At 71.7% G+C, this 20,539-nt stretch carries 23 protein-coding genes and 1 tRNA gene; 8 read left to right on the top strand and 16 right to left on the bottom strand.

Going from position 1 to position 20,539, the window contains the following annotated elements; all coding sequences use genetic code 11:
• Positions 1 to 7: 7 nt before the first annotated feature.
• Positions 8 to 1,234, bottom strand: coding sequence for a molybdotransferase-like divisome protein Glp (glp, locus tag ACQPZQ_RS04045; protein ID WP_433292173.1), 1,227 nt, complete (start codon positions 1,232 to 1,234; stop codon positions 8 to 10).
• A gap of 3 nt (positions 1,235 to 1,237) precedes the next feature.
• Entirely contained in the window at positions 1,238 to 2,152 is a 915-nt protein-coding gene (locus tag ACQPZQ_RS04040; RefSeq protein ID WP_433292171.1) for a UTP--glucose-1-phosphate uridylyltransferase, read from the bottom strand.
• Positions 2,153 to 2,188: 36 nt separating this feature from the next.
• Here ACQPZQ_RS04040 and ACQPZQ_RS04035 point away from each other — a divergent pair, with 36 nt between their 5' ends.
• The 4 genes from ACQPZQ_RS04035 (at position 2,189) to mscL (ending at position 4,340) form a co-directional block, all read left to right on the top strand.
• Entirely contained in the window at positions 2,189 to 2,821 is a 633-nt protein-coding gene (locus ACQPZQ_RS04035; protein WP_433292169.1) for a 5-formyltetrahydrofolate cyclo-ligase, read from the top strand.
• Positions 2,822 to 2,891: 70 nt separating this feature from the next.
• Positions 2,892 to 3,233, top strand: coding sequence for an FmdB family zinc ribbon protein (locus ACQPZQ_RS04030; protein WP_433292167.1), 342 nt, complete (start codon positions 2,892 to 2,894; stop codon positions 3,231 to 3,233).
• A 94-nt stretch (positions 3,234 to 3,327) separates the two neighbouring features.
• Positions 3,328 to 3,948, top strand: coding sequence for an SAF domain-containing protein (locus tag ACQPZQ_RS04025; protein WP_433292165.1), 621 nt, complete (start codon positions 3,328 to 3,330; stop codon positions 3,946 to 3,948).
• Positions 3,945 to 4,340 carry a large conductance mechanosensitive channel protein MscL gene (gene mscL / locus ACQPZQ_RS04020; RefSeq protein ID WP_433292164.1) on the top strand — a complete coding sequence of 132 codons (396 nt, stop codon included), beginning with the start codon at positions 3,945 to 3,947 and terminating at the stop codon, positions 4,338 to 4,340. Before ACQPZQ_RS04025 ends, mscL begins: the two co-directional genes overlap by 4 nt.
• A 20-nt stretch (positions 4,341 to 4,360) precedes the next feature.
• Here mscL and ACQPZQ_RS04015 read toward each other — a convergent pair whose 3' ends face one another.
• Entirely contained in the window at positions 4,361 to 4,525 is a 165-nt protein-coding gene (locus tag ACQPZQ_RS04015; protein ID WP_433292162.1) for a hypothetical protein, read from the bottom strand.
• 36 nt (positions 4,526 to 4,561) lie between these two features.
• Here ACQPZQ_RS04015 and ACQPZQ_RS04010 point away from each other — a divergent pair, with 36 nt between their 5' ends.
• A complete protein-coding gene (locus ACQPZQ_RS04010) occupies positions 4,562 to 4,996 on the top strand; it encodes an antitoxin (RefSeq protein WP_433292160.1) in 435 nt (144 codons plus the stop codon).
• A gap of 24 nt (positions 4,997 to 5,020) precedes the next feature.
• On the opposite strand, the gene ACQPZQ_RS04005 is transcribed toward ACQPZQ_RS04010, so the two are convergent.
• From ACQPZQ_RS04005 to ACQPZQ_RS03970, 8 genes are all read right to left on the bottom strand, one after another.
• Positions 5,021 to 5,509, bottom strand: a complete 489-nt coding sequence (locus ACQPZQ_RS04005) for a MogA/MoaB family molybdenum cofactor biosynthesis protein (RefSeq protein WP_379659193.1) — start codon at positions 5,507 to 5,509, stop codon at positions 5,021 to 5,023.
• Positions 5,510 to 5,602: 93 nt separating this feature from the next.
• Positions 5,603 to 6,631 carry a sensor histidine kinase gene (locus tag ACQPZQ_RS04000; protein WP_433292158.1) on the bottom strand — a complete coding sequence of 343 codons (1,029 nt, stop codon included), beginning with the start codon at positions 6,629 to 6,631 and terminating at the stop codon, positions 5,603 to 5,605.
• Positions 6,628 to 7,338, bottom strand: a complete 711-nt coding sequence (locus ACQPZQ_RS03995; protein WP_433292156.1) for a response regulator transcription factor — start codon at positions 7,336 to 7,338, stop codon at positions 6,628 to 6,630. Before ACQPZQ_RS03995 ends, ACQPZQ_RS04000 begins: the two co-directional genes overlap by 4 nt.
• Positions 7,339 to 7,574: 236 nt before the next feature.
• Positions 7,575 to 8,819 (bottom strand): S1C family serine protease, encoded by a 1,245-nt coding sequence (locus tag ACQPZQ_RS03990; RefSeq protein ID WP_433292154.1) that lies wholly within the window; start codon positions 8,817 to 8,819, stop codon positions 7,575 to 7,577.
• An 80-nt stretch (positions 8,820 to 8,899) separates the two neighbouring features.
• Positions 8,900 to 10,318: a sensor histidine kinase gene (locus tag ACQPZQ_RS03985; RefSeq protein ID WP_433298994.1), complete on the bottom strand. Its 1,419-nt coding sequence runs from the start codon at positions 10,316 to 10,318 to the stop codon at positions 8,900 to 8,902.
• 134 nt (positions 10,319 to 10,452) lie between these two features.
• The gene (locus ACQPZQ_RS03980) at positions 10,453 to 11,151 is read right to left on the bottom strand and encodes a response regulator transcription factor (protein ID WP_241042630.1); all 699 of its coding nucleotides are present in this window, start codon (positions 11,149 to 11,151) and stop codon (positions 10,453 to 10,455) included.
• Between the two features lie 88 nt (positions 11,152 to 11,239).
• Positions 11,240 to 12,061, bottom strand: a complete 822-nt coding sequence (locus ACQPZQ_RS03975; protein ID WP_433292151.1) for an ABC transporter permease — start codon at positions 12,059 to 12,061, stop codon at positions 11,240 to 11,242.
• Between the two features lie 25 nt (positions 12,062 to 12,086).
• Positions 12,087 to 13,037, bottom strand: a complete 951-nt coding sequence (locus tag ACQPZQ_RS03970) for an ATP-binding cassette domain-containing protein (RefSeq protein ID WP_433292149.1) — start codon at positions 13,035 to 13,037, stop codon at positions 12,087 to 12,089.
• Positions 13,038 to 13,146: 109 nt separating this feature from the next.
• Between ACQPZQ_RS03970 and ACQPZQ_RS03965 the strand changes: the two genes are divergently transcribed.
• A complete protein-coding gene (locus ACQPZQ_RS03965; protein WP_433292147.1) occupies positions 13,147 to 13,923 on the top strand; it encodes a TetR/AcrR family transcriptional regulator in 777 nt (258 codons plus the stop codon).
• Here the strand turns inward: ACQPZQ_RS03965 and ACQPZQ_RS03960 are convergent.
• On the bottom strand, positions 13,904 to 14,626 hold the full coding sequence (locus tag ACQPZQ_RS03960; RefSeq protein WP_433292145.1) for an SIR2 family NAD-dependent protein deacylase: 723 nt from the start codon (positions 14,624 to 14,626) through the stop codon (positions 13,904 to 13,906). The genes ACQPZQ_RS03965 and ACQPZQ_RS03960 overlap by 20 nt on opposite strands.
• Before the next feature lie 101 nt (positions 14,627 to 14,727).
• Positions 14,728 to 15,564 (bottom strand): PASTA domain-containing protein, encoded by an 837-nt coding sequence (locus ACQPZQ_RS03955; RefSeq protein WP_433292143.1) that lies wholly within the window; start codon positions 15,562 to 15,564, stop codon positions 14,728 to 14,730.
• Positions 15,565 to 15,786: 222 nt separating this feature from the next.
• On the opposite strand from ACQPZQ_RS03955, the gene ACQPZQ_RS03950 reads away from it, so the two are divergent.
• Positions 15,787 to 15,862: transfer RNA gene (locus ACQPZQ_RS03950), tRNA-Arg, on the top strand.
• Between the two features lie 418 nt (positions 15,863 to 16,280).
• Here ACQPZQ_RS03950 and ACQPZQ_RS03945 read toward each other — a convergent pair.
• From ACQPZQ_RS03945 to ACQPZQ_RS03935, 3 genes are all read right to left on the bottom strand, one after another.
• Positions 16,281 to 17,924: an alpha/beta hydrolase gene (locus tag ACQPZQ_RS03945; protein WP_433292141.1), complete on the bottom strand. Its 1,644-nt coding sequence runs from the start codon at positions 17,922 to 17,924 to the stop codon at positions 16,281 to 16,283.
• Between the two features lie 74 nt (positions 17,925 to 17,998).
• A complete protein-coding gene (locus tag ACQPZQ_RS03940) occupies positions 17,999 to 18,313 on the bottom strand; it encodes a putative quinol monooxygenase (RefSeq protein ID WP_433292139.1) in 315 nt (104 codons plus the stop codon).
• Between the two features lie 156 nt (positions 18,314 to 18,469).
• On the bottom strand, positions 18,470 to 19,162 hold the full coding sequence (locus tag ACQPZQ_RS03935; protein WP_433292137.1) for a GOLPH3/VPS74 family protein: 693 nt from the start codon (positions 19,160 to 19,162) through the stop codon (positions 18,470 to 18,472).
• 620 nt (positions 19,163 to 19,782) lie between these two features.
• Between ACQPZQ_RS03935 and ACQPZQ_RS03930 the strand changes: the two genes are divergently transcribed.
• Positions 19,783 to 20,508 carry a MerR family transcriptional regulator gene (locus tag ACQPZQ_RS03930; protein ID WP_433292135.1) on the top strand — a complete coding sequence of 242 codons (726 nt, stop codon included), beginning with the start codon at positions 19,783 to 19,785 and terminating at the stop codon, positions 20,506 to 20,508.
• Positions 20,509 to 20,539 lie beyond the last annotated feature (31 nt).

Below are 20,539 nucleotides of genomic sequence, written 5' to 3'. Positions count from 1 at the left end.
CGCCGACTCAGGCGGGGGCCGGCAGGAACGCCACGCTGACCACCTCGTCCACTGTGGCCTCAGTGACGTTCTCCGGCAAGACGATCAACCCATTGGCCTCGGAGATCGAGGACAGCAGGTGCGTTCCGGACGTGCCGAGCGGCTGCACGAGGTACTCGCCGGTGGCCTGCTCGCGCAGCAACCGACCGCGCAGGTAGCCACGACGCCCCGATGGGGAGCTGACGGGCGAGGTGAGCCGGGCCGAGAGCAGGCGCCGGTGCGGGTCGGTACGGCCGAGCGCGAGGCGAAGCAGCGGGCGCACCAGCACCTCGAACAGGAGGAGCGCGGTGGCCGGGTACGACGGGAACAGGAAGGTCGGAACGCCCTCAGGGCCCAGCCGGCCGAACCCCTGGGAGGAACCGGGATGCATCGCGACGCGGGTGGTGTCCAGCTCCCCGAGATCGGAGAACGCGGCGTGCACCTCGGCACCCGCGCTGCCGCCGACGGCCCCGCACACGACGATGACGTCGCTGAACGGGAGCCGGCCCTGGATGGCTGCGGTGATCTCGCGGGCGTCGCCACGCACGAGACCGGCCCTCGACGTCTCCGCCCCGGCCTCACGGGCGGCCGCGGTGAGGGCGTGCGAACACACGTCGGCCACCTGCCCGGCGCCCGGGGTGCGGGCGAGGTCCACGAGCTCGTCGCCCACGGAGATCACCGAGACCCGCGGCTTGGGGTGCACGAGCACCTTGTCGCGCCCGGCGGCGGCGAGCAGGGCCACCTGGGCCGCCCCGATCACCGCGTCCCGGCGCACGGCGACGTCACCGGGTTGAACGTCCTCCCCGACCCGTCGCACGAACGCGGCCGACGGCACGCCCTGGTGCACGGTGAGGCGGGCGCTCCCCGCGTCGGTGTAGCCGACCGGGACGACCGCGTCGGCCAGTGTGGGCAACGGCGCCCCGGCCGTGACCCGCACGGCCTGCCTCGGCTGCAGACGCAGCGGCTGCCGCGACCCTGCCGGGATCTCCCCCACCACGGGCAGGGTGACCGGCTGCATCTCGGTCGCACCGGCCAGGTCGACGCTGCGCACGGCGTAGCCGTCGATCGCCGCCTGGTCGAAGCCGGGCAGCGGCCGTGCCGTGACGACCTCCTCCGCGCACCGCAGCCCGTGCGCCTCGGAGATCGCCACCCGGACGGGCGCCGGCTTGACCGCACTGGCCAGCACCCGCTCGAGCTGCTCGTCGACCGATCGCACGGGTCAGCCGTTCAGGCGTGCAGCCAGCCAGGCGCGCAGGTCGGGACCGTAGTCCGGATCCTCCAGCGCGAAGTCCACGAACGCCCGCGCGTAACCACCCGGGTTGCCAAGGTCATGCCGTCCCCCTCGATGAACCACCACGTGAACAGGGTGCCCTTCGGAGATCAGCAGCGCGACGGCGTCGGTGAGTTGAAGCTCACCCCCTGCACCCGGCGTGATCCGGTCGAGCGCGTCGAAGATCGTCCGGTCCAACAAGTACCGTCCGGCGGCTGCGTAGGTCGAGGGTGCCTCGTCCGGTGCCGGCTTCTCGACCATCCCGTGCACGCGTTTGACGTCGTCATCGGCGGTGTCGGTGACCTCGAACACGCCGTAGGCCGCGATCTGCTCGCGCGGCACGTCGAACGCGCACAGCACGCTGCCCCCGTGCTGCTCGCGCACCTTCGCCATCTTCGCGAGCACGCCCGTTGGCAGGACCAGGTCGTCGGGCAGCAGGACGGCGAAGGCCTCCTCGTCGTCACCGATCGCGTCGCGTGCGCAGCCGACCGCGTGGCCGAGGCCCTTCGGCTCGTCCTGCGTGACGGTGCGCACGGTGATCAGCTCGTGGGCGCGGCGGACCTTCGCGATCAGGTTCTCCTTGCCCCGGGCCTGGAGCTCCTTCTCCAGCTCGGAGGAGTCGGCGAAGTGGGCCGCGATCGCGTCCTTGCCGGGGGACGTGACGATCAGCAGCTGCTCGGCCCCCGCCTCGGCCGCCTCCGCCGCCACCAGCTCGATGCCCGGGGTGTCGACGACCGGCAGCAGTTCCTTGGGGACGGTCTTGGTCGTGGGCAGGAATCGGGTGCCCAGACCCGCGGCCGGAACCACGGCCGAGCGAAACGGCCGAGCCGCTTGTGCCGATGGTTCGGTCGAAGCCTCTCTCATGGTCGGCGAGCCTATCGGCGCCGGTAGCGTGGCCGCGTGACGGCACGCGCGAATCGGACCGAACGGGCGGTCGTCGCCGCGAAGGTGGAGTGGCGGGCCCGCCTCCTCGCCGCGCGCCGGGCCATCCCGCCCCACGTGCGGACGGAGCGGGCGGTGGCGCTGGCGCGCAGCGCGGTGGACCTGGCCGCCACCACCGGTGGACCGGTGTGCGCCTACCTCCCGGTGGGCATCGAACCGGGCTCACCCGAGCTGGTGGCGGCCCTGCACGCCGCAGGCCACGAGGTGCTGCTGCCGGTTGTGCCCGCGGTGCCCGGTCCGCTCGACTGGGCCCGGTACGACGGCCCCGCCGCCACCGCGGCAGGCCCGCTCGGGCTGCAGGAGCCGACGGGGCCGCGGCTCGGCCCTTCCGCCGTGGCCACGGCCCGCCTGGTGCTGGTTCCCGCGCTGGCCGCCGACCGCAGTGGCCGCAGGCTCGGCCGGGGAGGCGGCTACTACGACCGCACCCTCCCGCTGGTGGCCGATGACGTGCCGCTGGTGGTGGTGCTCAACGACGACGAGCTCGTGGACGAGTTGCCTGCCGAGCCGCACGACCGGCGGGTGACCGCCGCACTCCTCGCTGATGCCGGTCACACTCCGCTGAGAGGCGATCCTCTCGGGAACAGGAGCTGATCCCCGCAGGTTATGCTGGCACTCAGTGCGTTCGAGTGCCAGCTCGTCCAGTGCCAGTCCGGAGGGACACGTGCCGACCTACCAGTACGCCTGCACCGCCTGCGACCACAGGTTCGACGCGGTGCAGTCTTTCAGCGACCCCTCGCTGACCGATTGCCCCGTGTGTTCCGGGCGCCTGCGCAAGGTGTTCTCGTCCGTCGGCATCGTGTTCAAGGGCAGCGGGTTCTACCGCACCGACAGCCGTTCGGGCGCCACCGTGCCCGAGACGAAGACCGAGACGAAGAGCGAGAGCAAGTCCGAGTCCAACGGCTCGGCCGCCTCGTCGAGCAGCAGCAAGGAGAGCTCCTCGAGCACCTCCTCGTCGACCAGCTCCTCCTCGTCCAGCAGCACGCCAGCCGCAGCTGCGTCCTGACCTCCGGGGCAGGGTTGTCCACATCCCGGACCGGTTGTCCACAGGATCGGTGATCGCCCCGTCGTGAGGGCCTGCGCGACCTAGCGTCGAGGCCATGACGACGGTCCGCCTCGGCACGCTCCTGGCGCGTCCGGGGTGGCGCAGGCTGGCCCTGCTCCGCCGGGTGGCGGCCGCGGTGCTCGTAGCTGCCGCCCTCGTGCTGGCCCTTGCGCCGCAGCCCGCAATGAGCGGCACCCCGGTGGTGGTCACCACCGCCGACCTGCCAGCGGGCTCCATCCTGCGGGCCGAGCACCTCACGGTCCGCCAATGGCCTGCCGCCCTCGCTCCCGCAGGCGCGGTAGGTGAGATCCCGGTCGCCGACGGGCGTGTGCTCGTCGGGGCCGCACGCGCCGGTGAGCCTCTGACCGACGTCCGGCTGGCCGGAGCCGGCCTCTCCCCCGCCGGGTCCGCCGGCGCCACGGCCGTACCGGTCCGCTTGGCCGACGCCGGGGTCGCGGCGATGCTCGTGCCCGGCAGCCGCGTCGACGTCGTCACCGTCGGCGCCCGCACCGACGAGCCTGTTGTGCTCGCCGCTGCCGCCACCGTGCTGGCAGTGCTTCCCGAGGACGGCGGCACGTCCGGGCGGCTGGTGCTCGTCGCCACGGCGCCGGGCCAGGCGGCACGGGTGGCGGCCGCTTCGCTCACCGAACAGGTCGCCGTTACCCTCCGCGCGTGATCAAGGGTTTCAAGGACTTCGTCCTTCGCGGCAACGTCGTCGAGCTTGCCGTCGCCGTGGTGATCGGCGCGGCGTTCGGGTCGATCGTCACCGCCTTCACCAACGGCATCATCCAACCGTTGATCAACACGGTCACGCCGCCGAGCAGTCCCGGGTTCGGCGTGCAGCTCGTCACCGGCAAGCCGAGCACTTACATCGACTTCTCCGCCGTCGTCACTGCTGCGCTCAACTTCCTCATCGTCGCCGCGGTGGTGTACTTCGTGATCGTCTACCCGCTCAAGACCATCCAGGAGCGGCGCAGGCGGGGCATCGAGACCGGTCCGGCCGACCCCACCGACATCGAGCTGCTCACCGAGATCCGCGACCTGCTCCGCGAGCGCCCGCGCAGCTGACCACCGCCGAGGCCGGTCCGTCAGTCCCGATCGTGGTGCGGCGGCCGGTTGGCGAGCAACTCCTCGTCACTGGTCGTCGACACCGGCTCGTCGCGGGCGTCCCGCTCGTCGGACGTGGTGGTCGGCAGCACGTCCCCGAACACCTCGTCGAGTCTGCGTCGTTTCCGATCCGGAGCGTCTTCCATCCCGCCATCCTGCATCTCTGGTGCGACTATGGGGCGATGGGACTCACGGAGAAGGCCAAGGAGTTCGCTGACCGCCTGTTCGAGAAGCTGGAGTTGTTCGGGGAGCGGGCTGCCACCAAGGTGGCCGAGTTCTCGGGTGTGGCCCGGGAGAAGGCCCCCGGCTACCTCGACCGCGCCGCCGATATGGCTGGTAAGGCCGTCGAGAGCACCGCGGCGCGGGTGGACAAGGCCACCGGCGGCAAATACCACGACAAGATCGAGGGTGCCAGCACCAAGGTGAGCCACACGCTCGACCGCACCCCGGGCACCGCAGCGCCCGGCAGCGCCACACCGAGCGCACCGCCGGCGTCCGCGGCGGGAGGGCCGGTGCCCCCGGCGACCACCACACCTGACACCACCAAGCCGGATGAGCCCGGCACGACCAGGCCCGGCGGTCCCGGCCCTGGCACCATCCCTGGCCCGACGCGCTGACCTCCGGCCTGCAGGGCCGAGCGCTCAGTCGAGCCCGGACAGCTCCGAGATCACGTGCCCGACGAGCGGCGTAAGGGTGGCCATACCGTCCCGTACGGCTGCACGCGAGGGCGCGAGGTTCACCACGAGCGTGCTGCCCGACACCCCGACGAGCCCACGGGACAGACCGGCATCCACCGCGCCCGCCGCGAGCCCGGAGGCGCGGATGGCCTCGGCGATGCCCGGGATCGGGCGGTCGAGCACTCCTGCGGTCGCGTCGGCGGTGACGTCGCGCGGTGAGACACCGGTGCCTCCCACGGTGACCACGAGGTCGACTCCACCGATCACTGCGGTGTTGAGAGCGTTGCGGATCGCCACCGGGTCGCCGGGAACCACGACCACCGCGTCGACGACCAGCTTGGCCTCCTCGAGCAACTCCGTGACGAGAGGTCCGATGGCATCCTCGCGTTCCCCGTGGCTCACCCGGTCGTCCACGACCACTACGAGAGCTCGTCCGATCTGGGGCGGTGCCATCTCCATGGCGCTCACCGTAGCGGGGTGGACCGGGCCGCCATGGCACCCCTTCTGCTTACTGACCGCGAACGGCGACTGACCCCGCGACCCTGCTCAGCTCTCGGCACCGGCCGTGGTCGCCAGCGGGAGGAACACTTCGAACCGGCAGCCTGGCCCGTGGTTGCAGGCATGAATGTCACCGTCGTGCGCTTTGACGAGCCCGCGGGCGATCGCGAGCCCGAGCCCGCCGCCAGAGCGTTCCTCGGGAGTGCGGGCCGTCACCCCGCGGAACGCGACGTCGAAGACGCGGTCCAGGTCCTCCTCCGGGATCCCGCCGCAGGCGTCGTCGACTCGCAGCCACGCCTTGTCGCCCGACACACCGGCCATGACGACGACGGAGCCGTCGGGCGGCGTGTGCCGGATCGCGTTGGAGAGCAGGTTGCGCACCACCCGTGCGAGCTCGGGATCGCTGCCCCGCACCACCGGCCAGGTGCCGTGCACATCGGCCCGCACCACGACGCCCTTGCGGGCAGCGGCGACCCCTTCGACGGCCACGGCCTCGGACACCACGTCGTGCAGGGGGACGGCGGACAGCGTCAGCTGGAGCGCGCCTGAGGTGATCCGGGACAGCTGGAACAGGTCGTCGACCATCCCGGACAGGCGCACGGTCTCCCCACGGATCCGCCGCGCGTAGTCGGCGACCTCGTCGGGCTCGGCCACCACGCCGTCGGCGAGCGCCTCGCTCATCGCGCGGATCCCGGCGAGCGGGGTGCGTAGGTCGTGGCTGATCCAGGCCACCAGCTCGCGGCGGGAGGCCTCGGCCGTCCGCTCGGCGTCACGCGCCTCGTGCAACCACATGACGTCGCTGGCGATGCCCCGTCCGAGCATCATCGCCGCGGGCACGGTGACGACCGCAACTGCCGCGCAGACGACGACGGCGCCGGCGAGCAACGGGGTGTACATGAAGCCGCTGACGCCGATCACGCCCACCAGCGCGGCGAGCACAGGTACCAGCACGAGCACCGTGACCGCTGCGGTGATCGAGCGGCGACGCATCCGGTGCAGCACCACCGCGCCGAGGGCGGCGACCGGCACCGAGAACGCCAGCGCCACCGCCACAACGACGTGTGGCTGCTCATTCACGGGGAGCTGTGCCCGTCGTAGCGGTAGCCGACCCCCCAGACGGTCGAGATGCGCGTCGGCTTCGTGGGGTTGGCCTCGATCTTCTCCCGCAGCCTGCGCACGTGGACGGTGACCGTGGACTGGTCGCCGAAGTTCCAGCCCCAGACCTGCTCCAGCAGCTCGGCCCGCGTGAAGACCTGGCCCGGCCTGCGCACGAGGAACGCCAGCAGGTCGAACTCCCGCACGGTGAGCGCGAGCGCGCGGTCACCGAGCGACGCACGTCTGCCCAGGACGTCCACGCGCAGGTCGCCGTCCTTGACGTGCGCGGCTTCCGCCTCGCGCACAGCAGGCACTTCTCGCGACCGGCGCAGTACCGACGCGACCCGCAGCACCAGCTCCCGCGGGCTGAACGGCTTGGTGACGTAGTCGTCGGCGCCCAGCTCCAGGCCGAGCACGCGATCCTCTTCCTCACCGAGCGCGGTGAGCATCACGATGGGCAGATCGGCCGACTCGCTGCGTAGTCGCCGGCAGACCTCCAGACCGCCGAGGCGGGGCAGCATGAGATCGAGGATCACGATGTCGGGGACGCGCCCGGCCACGGCGTGCATGGCCTGCTCGCCGTCGCCTGCTACCTGGACCAGGTAACCCGAGCGGTCCAGGTAGCGCGTCACCACGTCCCGCACCATCACGTCGTCGTCGACGACGAGGGCGAGCGGCTGGTCGGTCACAAGAATCCCCGCACAATACGAGGCTAACCGTACGAGCGGGCCACGGACGGCGGCTCGAACGACGTCACGGATCGGTAAGCGTCACCGGTTCCTGAATCGCGCCGGCGCTGGGAGGGGGTGCCGGCGCCGACGCGATCCACTTGTCCCGGCTGCGGGGCACCGCAGGCGGGACTTCCGGAACGGAATCATCCCCACATGGGTCTCGTCAACCACTGCGAGCACATGAGCGGTCACTGTCAGGACGCCGCGCCGAGTGTCACGGAGACCGACCGATCGGCGAGCTGGATCTCAACTACCTCACCCGGTGCGCGAGACCGTACCGCGGCTTGCAGTCCGTCGCCCGCCAGAATGCGCTGGCCGTTGAAGCCGATCACCAGGTCACCGGCCTTGATACCGGCGGCTTCGGCGGCGCTGCCCGGCGCCACGCCCTGGATGCGGGCCCCCGACACCTGAGGGTCGTTGCTGACGTTCACGCCCAGGACCGCACGGGATGCCTTGCCGGTGCGTTGGAGCTCCTCGGCCACCCTTTTGGCCTGGTTGATCGGCACGGAGAAGCCGACGCCGATCGATCCGCCCTGCTCCCCGGTGGTGGCGATCGCGGAGTTGATCCCGATCACGCGGCCCTGCATGTCCACCAGCGGGCCACCGGAGTTGCCGGGGTTGATCGCGGCGTCGGTCTGCAGCGCGTTCAGCACGGTCGCCTCGCTGGCAGCCTGGTCGCCGCCCACGCTCACGGGACGGTTGAGCGCGCTGATGATGCCGGTGGTCACCGTGCCACCCAGCCCGAGCGGCGAACCGAACGCCACGACCTGCTGGCCGACACGCACGGAGTCGGAGTTGCCCAGCTCGACGGTGGTGAGCCCGTTGACGCCCTGGGCCCGGATCAGCGCGAGGTCGGAGCTGGGGTCGCGGCCGACGATCGCGGCCTGCGCGGTGGCGCCGTTCTGGAACACGGCGGTGACCCGGCCCCGGTTGGCCGCCGGTTCCACGACGTGGTTGTTGGTGAGCAGCAGCCCGTCGGCGCTCAGGACCATCGCCGAGCCCTCACCGCTCGAACCCGCGCCCTCCACGCGCAGCTGGACCACGCTCGGCAGCACTCGTTCGGCGACGGCCTCCACCGGGCCCATCGGCAGCGCGTTGTCCGCGACCTCCGGGAGCGGGGCACCGAGCACGCCGCTGGAACCGCCGGTCTGCCTGCTCTCGGCGAGCGAGTAACCGACCGATCCCCCGACACCTCCGGCGAGCAGCACCCCGGCCAGGCCGATCGCCACCAGCCGGCCGGTGCCCCACTGGCGCGGCGGCGGGGACGGCGGCGGGTAGCCGGGCCCGTTTCCTGCGGGGTAGCCGACCGTGCGGTAGGGATCGGTATGCGGGTCACCGTGGTAGGTGGGCCCTCCGCCGTAACCGCCCACCCCGACCGGCGGCACGCGATCATGCGGCCCAGGGGGCGTCGCGTGGGGGTCGGGGGTCTCGTTCGCCATTGGTCCCACCGTGTCCGAGAGTTCCGAGTTCGTGACGGTCGAGCCTATGAGGCAGCCGGGAACTCGGCGAGGTGAGGCCGTCAGAAGCGCGGTTGGCGCCCCGGCAGGCGCACCGCCAGCAGGGCTCCGCCCTCCGGGGCGCGTCCGGCCCACACGGCGCCGCCGTGCCGTACCGCAACCTGGCGGACGATCGCCAGGCCGAGGCCCGAGCCGGGCATCGTGCGTGACGTGGCCGCACGGTAGAAGCGGTCGAAGACCCGCGGTAGGTCCTCCTCGGCGATGCCGGGCCCGGCGTCCGCGACCTCGAGCACGATCCACCATTCGTCGAGCGGACGCATCTGCACCCGCACCCGGCCCCCGGGAGGGCTCCACTTCGCGGCGTTGTCGAGCAGGTTGAGCACGGCCCGTTCGAGCGCGGTCGAGTCGCCCACGAGCGTCCACGGCACGAGCATCGGCACGAACTCGACGTCCCCGGCCCGCCGGCGGGCCCTCTCCAGCGCGCGGAGCACCACGTCGGTCAGCTCCAGCGGCTCGTGCACCACCAGGGGAACGTCGTCGCGGGCCAGTTCCACGAGGTCACCGACGAGCGTGGACAGCTCGGCCACCTGAGCCTGCACGTCCTCGAGGATCTCCGCGCGATCGGAGTCGGGAAGCGTGGGTGCACCAGGCCTGCTGGCCGCCGCGAGCAGTTCGAGGTTGGTGCGCATCGAGGTCAGCGGCGTGCGCAGCTCGTGGCCGGCGTCGGCGACGAGGCGGCGTTGCTGTTCCTGGGACGCGGCGAGCGCGCCGAGCATGTCGTTGAAGCTGCGGGTGAGCCGGGCCAGCTCGTCGGAACCCTCGACGGGGATCGGCCGCAGCTCCCCAGTGGCGGCCACCCGCTCGGTGGCGGCGGTGAGCCGGTCCACGGGCCGCAGCCCGGCCCTGGCGATGAAGAAGCCCGCGAAGGCGGCGAGCACCACGCCGATCCCGCCGACGATCGGCAGGGCCACGCCAAGCTTGGTGAGCACCTGCTGGGTGGAGTCGAGCCGCTGCGCGATCACCAGGGCCTGCCCCGGGCCTGCCTGCACGGCCACCACGCGGTACTGGATCCCGTCCTCGGACGCCGTGCGGGCCGAGGATGTCTCGACACCCTGCGCGACCGCCAGCTCGTCGACCCCGAGGGGCGGTGCCGACGCCTGGCCCTCCGCGGAGCTCGCCCGTCCGTCGGAGAGCAGGAGGGCGAGCCGGATGTCGCCGGCGCCGAGCACCTCGGTGGGGATGGTGGCCAGCTGCCGGGGGTCGGCCAGCTCGCTCTGGGCGGCGGCGGACGCGCGCTGCAGCAGGTTGGCGTCGAGGGTCTCGAGGATGTTGGCGCGCACCGTCACGAATGCTGCGATCGACACCAGCACCACTGCGAGTGCGGCCACCAGCGCGGCCAGGATCCCGATGCGAGCGCGCAGTGACACCTGGTCGAGCGCGGCGATGCGCGGGATGGAGCCGTCCGGACGGCCGTGGCGCATCGGACCGGTGGGGGCGTTCGCTGCCGCGTGCTGGTCGGCGGGCGGACGCGCGGCCGCAGGGCGCGGCCGTACGCGGTCGCTCAGCGCGAGGAAGTACGCCCGCGCGCGCTCACCGACCGTCGCGATGCCTGGCCTCACGGCGGCGTGTCACGTAGGACGTATCCGACGCCCCGCACGGTGTGGATCAGCCGGTGCTCCCCGTCCGCCTCGGTCTTGCGGCGCAGGTATCCGATGTACACCTCGAGCGCGTTGCCGGTGGTCGGGAAGTCGTACCCCCAGACCTGCTCGAGGATCTGGGCGCGGGTGAGCACCCGGCGCGGATGGGCGAGCAGCAGCTCCAACAGGGAGAACTCGGTGCGGGTGAGGCTGATCGACCGGTCTCCACGACGAACCTCGCGGGTGTCCTGATCGAGGCTCAGGTCGGAGAACTCCAGCGTCTTGCCGTGCCCGTCGGCGAGGGCGAGCTCCTCGGGGGTGCGGCGGCGCAGCAGCGCCCGCAGCCGCGCGAGAAGCTCCTCCAGCGCGAACGGCTTGGGCAGGTAGTCGTCGGCGCCGGCGTCGAGCCCGGCCACGCGGTCCGAGACGGCGTCGCGCGCGGTGAGCACGAGGATCGGCAGGTCGTCCCCGCCGCCCCGCAGGCGACGGCACACCTCCAGGCCGTCCAGGCGAGGCATCATCACGTCGAGCACCATCGCGTCCGGGCGTTGTGCGAGCACGGCGTCGAGCGCGGCCTGCCCGTCGTTCGCAAGCTCGACCTGGTAGCCGTTGAACGCGAGCGAGCGGCGCAGCGAGTCGCGGACGGCCCGGTCGTCGTCGACAACGAGGATGCGCATGCAGCCAGTGTGACCTGCGCGTCTGAGACGCGCCTGAGAGGTACTTGTGCAGAGCACCACGTGTTCGCGCCCGCCGTCCGGTATTCGGTCACACGAGATTGCGGCGCCGGTAGAGCCACGTTGAGCCCGAGGCGGCAACAGCCAGGATGCCGACCGTCCACGCGAGCGCCACCCAGCCCTGCCCGCCGATCGGCGTGCCGGTGAGCAGGCCGCGGACCGTCTCGATGACGGGCGTTATCGGCTGGTTCTCACTGACGGCCCGCAGAACCGACGGCATCGTCGCCGTCGGCACGAACGCGCTGCTGAGGTAGGGCAGGAACAGCATCACGAAACCCAGCACACTCGCCGACTCCACGCTCTTCGCGATGAGTCCGATCCCCGCCGCGACCCAGGACAGCGCGAGCACGTACAGCAGCACCAGCCCGGCCGCGAGCACCCAGTCGGTGAAGGAGCCGGTGGGCCGGAAGCCCATGGCGACCGCGGCCAGGACGACGATCGTGGTGGAGACCGCGTTGCGCAGGACGCTGGCGGTGACGTGCCCGGTGAGCATCGCCGAGCTGCGGATCGGCAACGACCGCAACCGGTCGACCATGCCGCTGGCGCGGTCGGCGGCCACCGACATCGCGGTGTTCGCCGCGCCGTAGCCCGTGCACAACAGGACGATCCCGGGCACCACATAGTTGATGTACTCCGTGCCGGTCTCGATCGCCCCGCCGAAGACGTAGACGAACAGCAGCATCATCAGCAGCGGCAGGGCGATCGACACGATGAGGGTGTCGAGGTTGCGCCGGGCCAGGCGCACGTTGCGCCCGATCAGGGTCGAAGCGTCGCTGAACGCGTTCGTGACTCCGCCGTGGGCCGGCGACAGGGCTGTGGACGGGGCTGTCGTGATGGTCGACGTGGTCGTCATGGTGGTCCTCCGGTCGGGGTGGTGGTCAGGCGGGAACGGCGGCACGGGTCTGCTCGCCGGTCGGGGCGGTCACCGCGAGGAACACGTCGTCGAGGGTGGGCCGGTGCGAGGTCACGCGCGCGACCGCGATCCGCCCGCCGCGCAGTTCGTCCAGCACCCGGTGCAGGTGCTCGGCGCTGCCGTCGGAGGCGACGCTCAGCACGAGTCGCTCCGGATCGGTCGGGCTGCCGCGCCCGGCGAACAGGTCGGCGGCGCGGGCGAACTCGATGGGGTCGTCGAAGTGCAGGTCCACCCGCTCCCCTCCGACCTGCGCCTTCAATGCGTCGGCGGTGCCGGAGGCGGCGACCCGCCCCTTGTCGAGCAGCACGATCCGATCGGCGAGGCGGTCGGCCTCCTCGAGGTACTGGGTGGTGAGGACGATCGTCGTCCCGGCCCGCACCAACTCCGTGATCGCTGCCCACATCGTGCTGCGGCTGGTGGGGTCGAGGCCCGTGGTGGGCTCGTCGAGGAAGATCACCCGCGGCGCGGCGACGAGGCTCATCGCCAGGTCGAGCCGGCGGCGCATGCCCCCGGAGTAACCCTTCACCGGCCGGTCCATCGCCTCGACGAGGTCGAACCGTTCGATCAGCTCCAGTGCGCGCCGGCGGGCTCCCGCCCGGCCGAGATGCATCAGCCTGCCGATCATGACGAGGTTCTCGCGGCCGGTCTGCTCGTTGTCCACGGCGGCGTACTGGCCGGTGAGGCTGATCGCCGCGCGCACCTTCGCCGCCTCGCGGACGACGTCGTGGCCTGCGACCGTCGCACGGCCCCGGTCCGGCCGCGAGAGCGTCGTGAGGATGCGGACGGTCGTGGTCTTCCCCGCTCCGTTGGGGCCGAGCAGGGCGAGCACGGAGCCCTCCTCCACCTGCAGGTCCAGCCCGTCCAGGACCACGGTGGGCCCGTAGGCCTTGCACAGCCCCGATGCTTCGACGATCATCCCGACCCCCTTCTGCGTATGAGATACGCAAGAAAGCGTATAGCCTACGCAGTAGCGAGCGGAAGCCCCTTCCTAGACTTGGCATCCGGCCGGCGAACGAGAGGGCGACATGGCGGACGACACGGACCTGCCGGAGGAGGTCGCCCTGCTGTGGGGACTGCGCGAGGCGCCCCGCAAGGGGCCGAAACCCACCCTCACGGCTGCCGACATCACGCGCGCGGCAGTGGCGGTTGCAGACGCGGAGGGCCTGGCGGCCGTCTCGATGTCCCGGGTGGCGTCCGAGCTCGGGAACTCGACGATGGCGCTCTACCGCCACGTGCGCAGCAAGGACGAGCTGCTCGTGCTCATGGCGGACGTCGCGCTGGGAGACCCCCCGGACCTGCCCGCCGACGGTGACTGGCGATCGGGTCTGACGCTCTGGTCGCACAGCATCGTGGCCGTGGCCAAGCGTCACCCGTGGTTCGCCCGGCTACCGATCACCGGACCGCCGGTCGGCCCGAAGAACCTCGCCTGGTTCGAATCCGCGCTGGCTGCCCTCTCCGGAACCTCGATCGAGGAGGGCGAGAAGGTGGGCATCGTGATGAGCCTTCTGACCTATGTGCACGGTCAGATCCGGCTCGGCTCCGAGCTCGCGGCGGGATACGCGGAGAACCCGGACGCGTTCAGCCGCCAGTACGCCGCCGTGCTCGCCCGCGTTGTGGACCCACGCCGGATGCCTGCGCTCAGCAGGGTGGTGGCGGCCGGGGTGTTCGACGTCGACTCACTGCTCGACGAGCAGGATGCCGACGCGGAGTTCGACTTCGGACTCGTGCTCTTCCTCGACGGAGTCTCCGGCTACCTCGCCGGGCACGACCCGTCGTCGACGGTCAGCGCGCCCACTCCGTGAGCACCTCCTGCGCGTCGCCGACCACACGGGCGTGGAAGGCGGGGTCGAGGGGGCCGTCGGGGTACAGGTCGACGTTCACACAGTAGGCGCCCGCCTCGCGGGCGGTGGGCGCGAGCCAGGAGGCCGGGGCCACCCGGCCCGAGGTGCCCACCGCGAGGAAGAGGTCGCACTCCGACGCGAGCTTGCGTGCCGTGGTGAGGGCCTCCGGGTCGAGCATCTCGCCGAACAGGACCACCGCCGGACGCGCCGGCTCCGCGCACTGCGGGCACTGCGGCGGATCCGTGCGCTCGGCCTCCTCCCGCGGGCCGATCCAGCCGCAGAAGTCCTCGTCGAGACAGCGGGCCCGCCCCGCGGAACCGTGGATCTCCACGACGTCATGCGACCCCGCCCGCTGGTGCAGCTCGTCGACGTTCTGCGTGATCACCGAGGCGCCCGCGTCGGCCAACGCCCGGTGGGCCGCCGTGGGCCCGGAGCGGGCGGCGACGTGGAACATGCCGCCCCAGACCGACCACAGGGCGTCGACGTTCGAGGGCAGGAGCTGCGCGTGCATCGCCCGCTCCATCTCCGGCGAGAGCCGCCACAGGCCGTCCGGCCCGCGAAACGTCGACAGGCCGGCCGCCACGCTGATCCCGGCGCCGGTGAGCGCGCAGACCCGGGTGAACCGGTCGCGCGGCGCAACCTCGACGAGCGTCTTGACGTCCACGAGCGCTTCGGCCTCCTCTTCATGCCTGCTTCGAGCAGGCCCTACAGGGATCATCCCATTGTGCGAATCATGGAACGCCCGTTCGAGGAGCGGTGCCGTCGTCAGGACGTCCGGGAGATGGTCTGCACCAGCAGCACCGGAACGGTCGTGCTCCCACCGATCTGCGTCTTGTACGTCAGCGACCCCATCACCGTGACCTCCGCGGTGAACTCGTCGTCGACCACGATGTCCTCGAGGTCGGCAGCATCTCCGCCCAGCATCGTGTTCGTGTCGTAGTCGTGGGCCTGCTTCTGCCGCACCCCGTCCACCGACGCGCGGAAGGCCGTGGTTCCTGTCGCCGCGTCGAACTGCGTGACCCGCCCGTGGACGATCACCCGCTCGCCGACGTGAGCGTCGGGGTTCTTCGCGATGACCAGCCAGTCCCGTGAGCTGAGCTTCCGGTGCGACTCCGCGGGCGCCGAGGGCGGCGGCGCAGCCGGAGCCTCGGGCTGCAGCGTGACGTGGACGGGGTCACCTGCCCGCTGCTTCGTACCCGCCGCCGGGCTCTGACCGATCACCGGCTGCGTCATGAGGGCGTCGTTCCGGGCGAAGGTCACGTTCAGTACCCCGGCGGCACCCAGAGCCTCCGAGGCCGCGTTCCCGGTCTTGCCCGACAGGTCCGGGACCGTGACCGGAACGTCAGCGGCGGTGGGAGCACGACCCGCGGCCGGGACGAAGCTGTCCGCGGCGGCGGCATCGGCTGCCCGCCGGGCAGCTCCGTCGACGTTGACGGCCACGACGACGACGCTGCCGACGACCACCAGGCCCGTGAGGATCGCGACGACGACCGGCCAGGCTCCACGACGCAGCAGAGGCGGCCTGCCGCCTTGCGCCGGCGCCGCCGACCCCTCGGTCGGCGGATCGATCTGTGGGTGCTGCGGCGTCCACGGTGCGGTCATGGCGAGGGTGTCCCTGGGAGTCGCGGTCTGTGCCTGCCTCCTTGTCGCGGCCCTGATCGCCGCCTGTTACCCGGCGCTCACGGGATCATCAGCCCTGATGAGCACGCCGGGCACGTGACATCCCGCGTCTGCACGCCGTGCTCGATGCGGTCGCGTTCACAACCCCGACGCCCCCTGGACCGGGGCACCTGCACCTGGCGCCGCTACGATGTTCATGGCTGCGCCCTCGTAGCTCAGGGGATAGAGCATCGGTTTCCTAAACCGTGTGTCGCAGGTTCGAATCCTGCCGGGGGCACCAGGCGCTATCAGCGAGAATCGGCCCCCTACCTGCTGAACAGGTCGGGGGCCGATCTTGTTGTGTCCGGTACTGCCCGGCCGTGGTCGGGCGGTTGCGGCCATCCGTGCCGACGGTTGTGCCCGTGTCGTGCCCGCGGCACGAGATCCCTGTCATCGAGGAGTCTCTGGTCGAGGAGGCGTGATGGGCGGGAGGGCCGACGGCCCAAGCTCTCGCCGGCACGTTCCCTGACGCGGCCCTCGGCACACGTTGGGCACTCGCCGAGTGCGGCATGCGCCCCGAATTTCGCTGGGTAAAGCGCCGACGCCGACGGACGGGTCCCGCAGCTCGGACGAATCTCGCAGGGATCGAATACCTGGCGTCCGTCAGCTGTCCGAGCAGACGGTCCCGGCACAGTCGAGGCACGAGCACCCTGTCGCTCTCAGTTGCCCGCCCCTCCGGTCGCGAAGGCGGCAGGGGCTGTAGTGCCTGGCTGTTCAAGGTTGCAGACGGTGCCGTCGGCGGGTAGGACGCCGTCGATCAGGGTGGCGTCCACCGCGGCGTCGACACACGGGACGGTGCCGTAGGACCCGTGACCGACGCCCTCTCGCGTGAGCAGGACCGCGGAGTCCAGGGTCTCGACCATGGACTCGGCCCAGTGGTGTGGGGTGACAGGGTCCAGCCGGCCGCCGACCACCAGTGCCGGTGGGGCGCCGGCGGCCGTGAGCGGCGCGGTGACACGGTCCTCGTTCGGCGCCGGCCACAGGGCGCAGTTGAGCGCGCTGTAGGCGGCGCGGGTGCCGATCCGCTCGGCCGCCGCGACGACCTCGGTGGCAGCAGCCGTGTGCGCGGCGACGTCGGTTGGCGTCTGCCAGTCGGCGCATCGCACCGCGGTGTGGACCTCGTGCATGGCGGTCGGGACCCCGAAAGGTGAGACCGTGATGCTGGTCCACAGGAAATGCAACAGCGTGCCGTCACCGTTCTGTGCGCCCAGCAGGGCCGAGGTCAGCACCGGCCAGGTGGCCCGGTCGCCTGCGAGGCCCCGGGCGGCCTCGAGCGCCATAGCGCCATCGAGTATGCCGCCCGGTGTGACGCCCTCGACCGGCGCCACCTGCAGCGGCTTCGCCTCCAGCGCGACGATCAGCGCGTCGAACGCCGCTTCCGGGTCACCGCCGCCGAACGGGCATACTGCCGCACTCTCGGTGCGGCAGGTCTCGAACCACGCGTTGAGCGTCCGCTCACTGGCCACGGCGACCTCGTTGAGAAACTCGAGGGAGTCGCCGAACCAGAGTCCGGTGTCGACGGGCGCGTCGAGCACCATCTGCCGGACGCGGTCCGGGAAGAGCGTGGCGTACACGGGGCCGACCACGGTGCCGTACGAGATGCCGTAGTAGGTGATCTGGTCCTCGCCGAGCGCGGCCCGGATCCGGTCCATGTCGCGGGCGACGTTGTCGGTGGACAGGCTTGCCAGGAACTCGATGCTCTGGTGCGCCGCGCAACCATCGGTGAACGCGGTGGCGTCGGCCAGCAAATCGGGCAGCGGCTTGCCCCCGGGAACGGCCGGGTCGGACCCGGTGCCCGCTGCCTCGGCGCGCTGCTCATCGGTGAGGCAGCGGACGGCACCGGACTGCCCGACGCCGCGGGGATCCATCGCGATGACGTCGAACCGGGCGAGCAGGTCGGGCGAGAACGTGCCCGGGGCGCCTGCGGTGGCGGGCATGTTCCGCAGCGTGTCCGTGGCGGCGACCCCCGGCCCGCCCGGGTTGAAGAACAGGCTGCCGATGCGCTGCGTCGGGTCGGTGGCCCGGTGCCGCATGACCGCGAGTGGGATCTGCGCGCCGTCGGGCTCGGTGTATTCCAGCGGCACCTCGACGGTGGCGCAGTCGAGGTTCGGTCCGCACTCGTTCCACGCGATCGGATCGGGGGCCGAGATGGACGAACTGGCGTCCGGCATCGTCGCCGATGCGGCACCGGCCCCAGCGGCCCCACCGGCGCACCCGGTCAGGAGCAGCGCGGCGGCGGCGACGGCCGCGCCGCTCCGGGATACCGCCCGTCTAAAGGGCAACATGATGCTTGCTCCAGTCATGGTGTCGCGCGTATCGATAGGTGATCCGGCTCGGGACGATCTTCGCCATTCCCTGATCCTCATTGGTCGCCGGCTCAGCGCCACTCGCTTCCGTGCAGAGGGGTCAGGAGCACCACCTTCCGCGGCCCGGCGTACATCGATTCGCTGGCCGCGGCGTACTCCCGGTAGAAGTCGAGCCCGAGGACCTCGTTCTGGAAGGTGTCCCAGTCGGACCAGCTCTCGACGAGCTGGATGGTGTCGGGATCGTCGACGGTCTCGTAGACGTAGAGGTATCGGCACTCCGGCAGGGCCCGCGCCTGATCGATGACCTTGTCGAGAGCCTCGCGGTACTCCTCGCGGCACTCCGGACGGATGGAGAGAGTGACGTGCATGGCAAACGGCTTCCGCATGGTCACCTTGTTCTGTGGATGCGAACAACATGTCAAGCACGACCGAACACCCGGCCGTCGCGGCACACTCCAGCCCATGAGAGCGGGACCACACGCCACGGCTGCCGGGCGCGCGCCGACCTCACCCGAGCGGGCCGCGGTGTGCCGATCCGGCGCTCACCCGGAGCCTCGGCGCGCCGCGATCGATGCGAACAGCGCCGGTCGCAGGCCTGTCAGCTCCCGGTCGATCCGCTGAGCCAGCGCACGTACCGCAGGCCTGTGCGCCCGCAGCTCACGCCACCCGAACATGGTGTTCACGTTGCCGTCGATTGCGAGCACGGCCAGCAGGGCCTCCTGGAGCGGGACCGCCGCGGGACCCGTGCCGGCTCGGACCACCTCCCGTACACGCGCCCGGAGCGCACTTACCGGCCCGGGATCGGGGACCTCGATCCGACGTGTCGGGATCAGCCTCAGGATCCGGCGACGCTCGACCCTGACGACCCCCGCGGCGGCGAGCTGATCGCAGACGGTCCCCTCGGCCTGGTGCCATCGCCGCTCCAGCACCTCGAACCAGCGGCGCGGACGGTCCTGAGGAACGTCGCCGAGCACCTCGGCGAGGAACGGGTGCAGCGGCGTTGCCACCGTCGCGTTCGTCCGCTCGGCCCGACCGTCCAGGTCGCGCAGCAGCCCGGCGATGCGCAGCTCCGCGATCGCGGCGGCCCGCAGCAGCGACCCGCGGACCGCGGCACTGGCATCGTCCAGCCTGGCTCTGGCCGGGTCGTGGCTGAGCAGGAAGAGCTGGTGCGGCAACGGAGCCTCCGCCGCGGACCACGGCCGGCCCGGGTCGGAGGCTGGGTCGGAGATGGACACCCCTGCATCTGACACGTGGACGTCGCGGCACAGTCCAGTCGGTGGCCCGGTCCGCGGTCGGTGATCCGGGCCACAAGCACGACGAAGGACGTCCAGGACATAAGGGACTTCTACCGACGCGGACGCACCGCCGACGACGCGAGCCTTTCGAGGTGGCAGGTACGAGACGCCGCACGTCATCCGCCAGAGAGGCCATCATGTCCGACACCGACCTGCGGGAGCTCTCCCAGCACTCCATCGAGGAGTGCGTCGGTGCAGCCGCAACCGGTGCCACGGTCGAGTACGCCGGGTACCCCTTCCACGAGGTCCGTGACGGACGGGCGCTACCAGGAGATGAACCACCTGATCGACACCCCGGCCGTGCGACGACAGCCGGGCGTCTGCCGACAGGGCGCGATCGACCGCGGTCCGGCGCCCTTCCGGTGCTCCTGTTGGTCGCCCTGTCGTCCGGGTCCGCGTCGGCCGATCGGCACCGGCCGGCCGGCTTCGCTCACCTACCCCGGACACCGCGTGGTGCCCGATCGGAGTTCGGTGGCCTGATGCCACGCGGCCGGCGTGCCGAACGGTCGCGCGGCACCCGGGCTTGACCGTGCCGTCGCGGCACGATGTGGGATGGAGCCATGTCCTGGAGCACCCGTGAGCTCGCCGAGCTGGCCGGGACCACCTTGCGGGCGGTGCGGCACTACCACGAGCTCGGCCTGCTCCCCGAGCCGGAGCGGCGCGCCAACGGATACAAGCAGTACGGCGTACGGGACCTCCTGCGCCTGCTGCGGATCACGCGCCTGGTCGGCCTCGGCTTCTCGCTGGCCCAGATCGCCGCCATGGGCGAGGACGAGCACCCGCCGGCGGAGGCACTGCGCGCCATCGACGCCGAGCTGGCCGCCACCATCGAGCGGTTGCACAGTGTGCGGGTGGAGCTCGGCCTGATCCTGGGCAACCACGCGCCCGTCGACCTGCCGTCCGAGGTCGGGCCGGCAGCGGACGGGGTGGCGCTGTCGGATGCCGACCGCGCACTCGTCACCGTCATGACCCGGGTGGTGGGGTCACATCGTCTGGCGGCCTACACCGAGCTGCTGCGCAGCGTGCCGACCGACCCGACCGACGCCGAGTTCGACGCCCTGCCCGCCGACGCCGACCCTGCGGCGCGGCAGGACCTGGCCGCGCGGATGCTCCCCCACATCCGCCGGATCCGGGCCCAGCACCCGCTGTTGATGACGCGGGCCACTGGCGCCCGTGGCGAGGAGCGACGGGTCAACGAGACGGCCGCGGCCGTCATGGCGGAGTTCTACAACCCGGCGCAACGCGATGTCATCCGCCGGGTGAGCGAGCTGTTGCGGGACGAGTGACCCCGGCCAGATCGGGGCCGTGATCTGCTCA

This window comes from Pseudonocardia sp. CA-142604 (genome assembly GCF_050948475.1).
GTDB lineage: Bacteria > Actinomycetota > Actinomycetes > Mycobacteriales > Pseudonocardiaceae > Pseudonocardia > Pseudonocardia alaniniphila.
Note: the sequence above shows the minus strand (reverse complement) of the source record. Positions and strands in the feature narration are given on the sequence as shown.

What these genes read in the sequence shown, in the direction of transcription:
- ACQPZQ_RS04040 (WP_433292171.1), bottom strand. Translation starts at nt 2,152, where the DNA reads ATGAGAGAGGCTTCGACCGAACCATCGGCACAAGCGGCTCGGCCGTTT.
- ACQPZQ_RS04025 (WP_433292165.1), top strand. Translation starts at nt 3,328, where the DNA reads ATGACGACGGTCCGCCTCGGCACGCTCCTGGCGCGTCCGGGGTGGCGC.
- ACQPZQ_RS04015 (WP_433292162.1), bottom strand. Translation starts at nt 4,525, where the DNA reads ATGGAAGACGCTCCGGATCGGAAACGACGCAGACTCGACGAGGTGTTC.
- ACQPZQ_RS04010 (WP_433292160.1), top strand. Translation starts at nt 4,562, where the DNA reads ATGGGACTCACGGAGAAGGCCAAGGAGTTCGCTGACCGCCTGTTCGAG.
- ACQPZQ_RS04005 (WP_379659193.1), bottom strand. Translation starts at nt 5,509, where the DNA reads ATGGCACCGCCCCAGATCGGACGAGCTCTCGTAGTGGTCGTGGACGAC.
- ACQPZQ_RS03990 (WP_433292154.1), bottom strand. Translation starts at nt 8,819, where the DNA reads ATGGCGAACGAGACCCCCGACCCCCACGCGACGCCCCCTGGGCCGCAT.
- ACQPZQ_RS03985 (WP_433298994.1), bottom strand. Translation starts at nt 10,318, where the DNA reads ATGCGCCACGGCCGTCCGGACGGCTCCATCCCGCGCATCGCCGCGCTC.
- ACQPZQ_RS03980 (WP_241042630.1), bottom strand. Translation starts at nt 11,151, where the DNA reads ATGCGCATCCTCGTTGTCGACGACGACCGGGCCGTCCGCGACTCGCTG.
- ACQPZQ_RS03975 (WP_433292151.1), bottom strand. Translation starts at nt 12,061, where the DNA reads ATGACGACCACGTCGACCATCACGACAGCCCCGTCCACAGCCCTGTCG.
- ACQPZQ_RS03970 (WP_433292149.1), bottom strand. Translation starts at nt 13,037, where the DNA reads ATGATCGTCGAAGCATCGGGGCTGTGCAAGGCCTACGGGCCCACCGTG.
- ACQPZQ_RS03965 (WP_433292147.1), top strand. Translation starts at nt 13,147, where the DNA reads ATGGCGGACGACACGGACCTGCCGGAGGAGGTCGCCCTGCTGTGGGGA.
- ACQPZQ_RS03955 (WP_433292143.1), bottom strand. Translation starts at nt 15,564, where the DNA reads ATGACCGCACCGTGGACGCCGCAGCACCCACAGATCGATCCGCCGACC.
- ACQPZQ_RS03945 (WP_433292141.1), bottom strand. Translation starts at nt 17,924, where the DNA reads ATGACTGGAGCAAGCATCATGTTGCCCTTTAGACGGGCGGTATCCCGG.
- ACQPZQ_RS03940 (WP_433292139.1), bottom strand. Translation starts at nt 18,313, where the DNA reads ATGCGGAAGCCGTTTGCCATGCACGTCACTCTCTCCATCCGTCCGGAG.
- ACQPZQ_RS03930 (WP_433292135.1), top strand. Translation starts at nt 19,783, where the DNA reads ATGTCCTGGAGCACCCGTGAGCTCGCCGAGCTGGCCGGGACCACCTTG.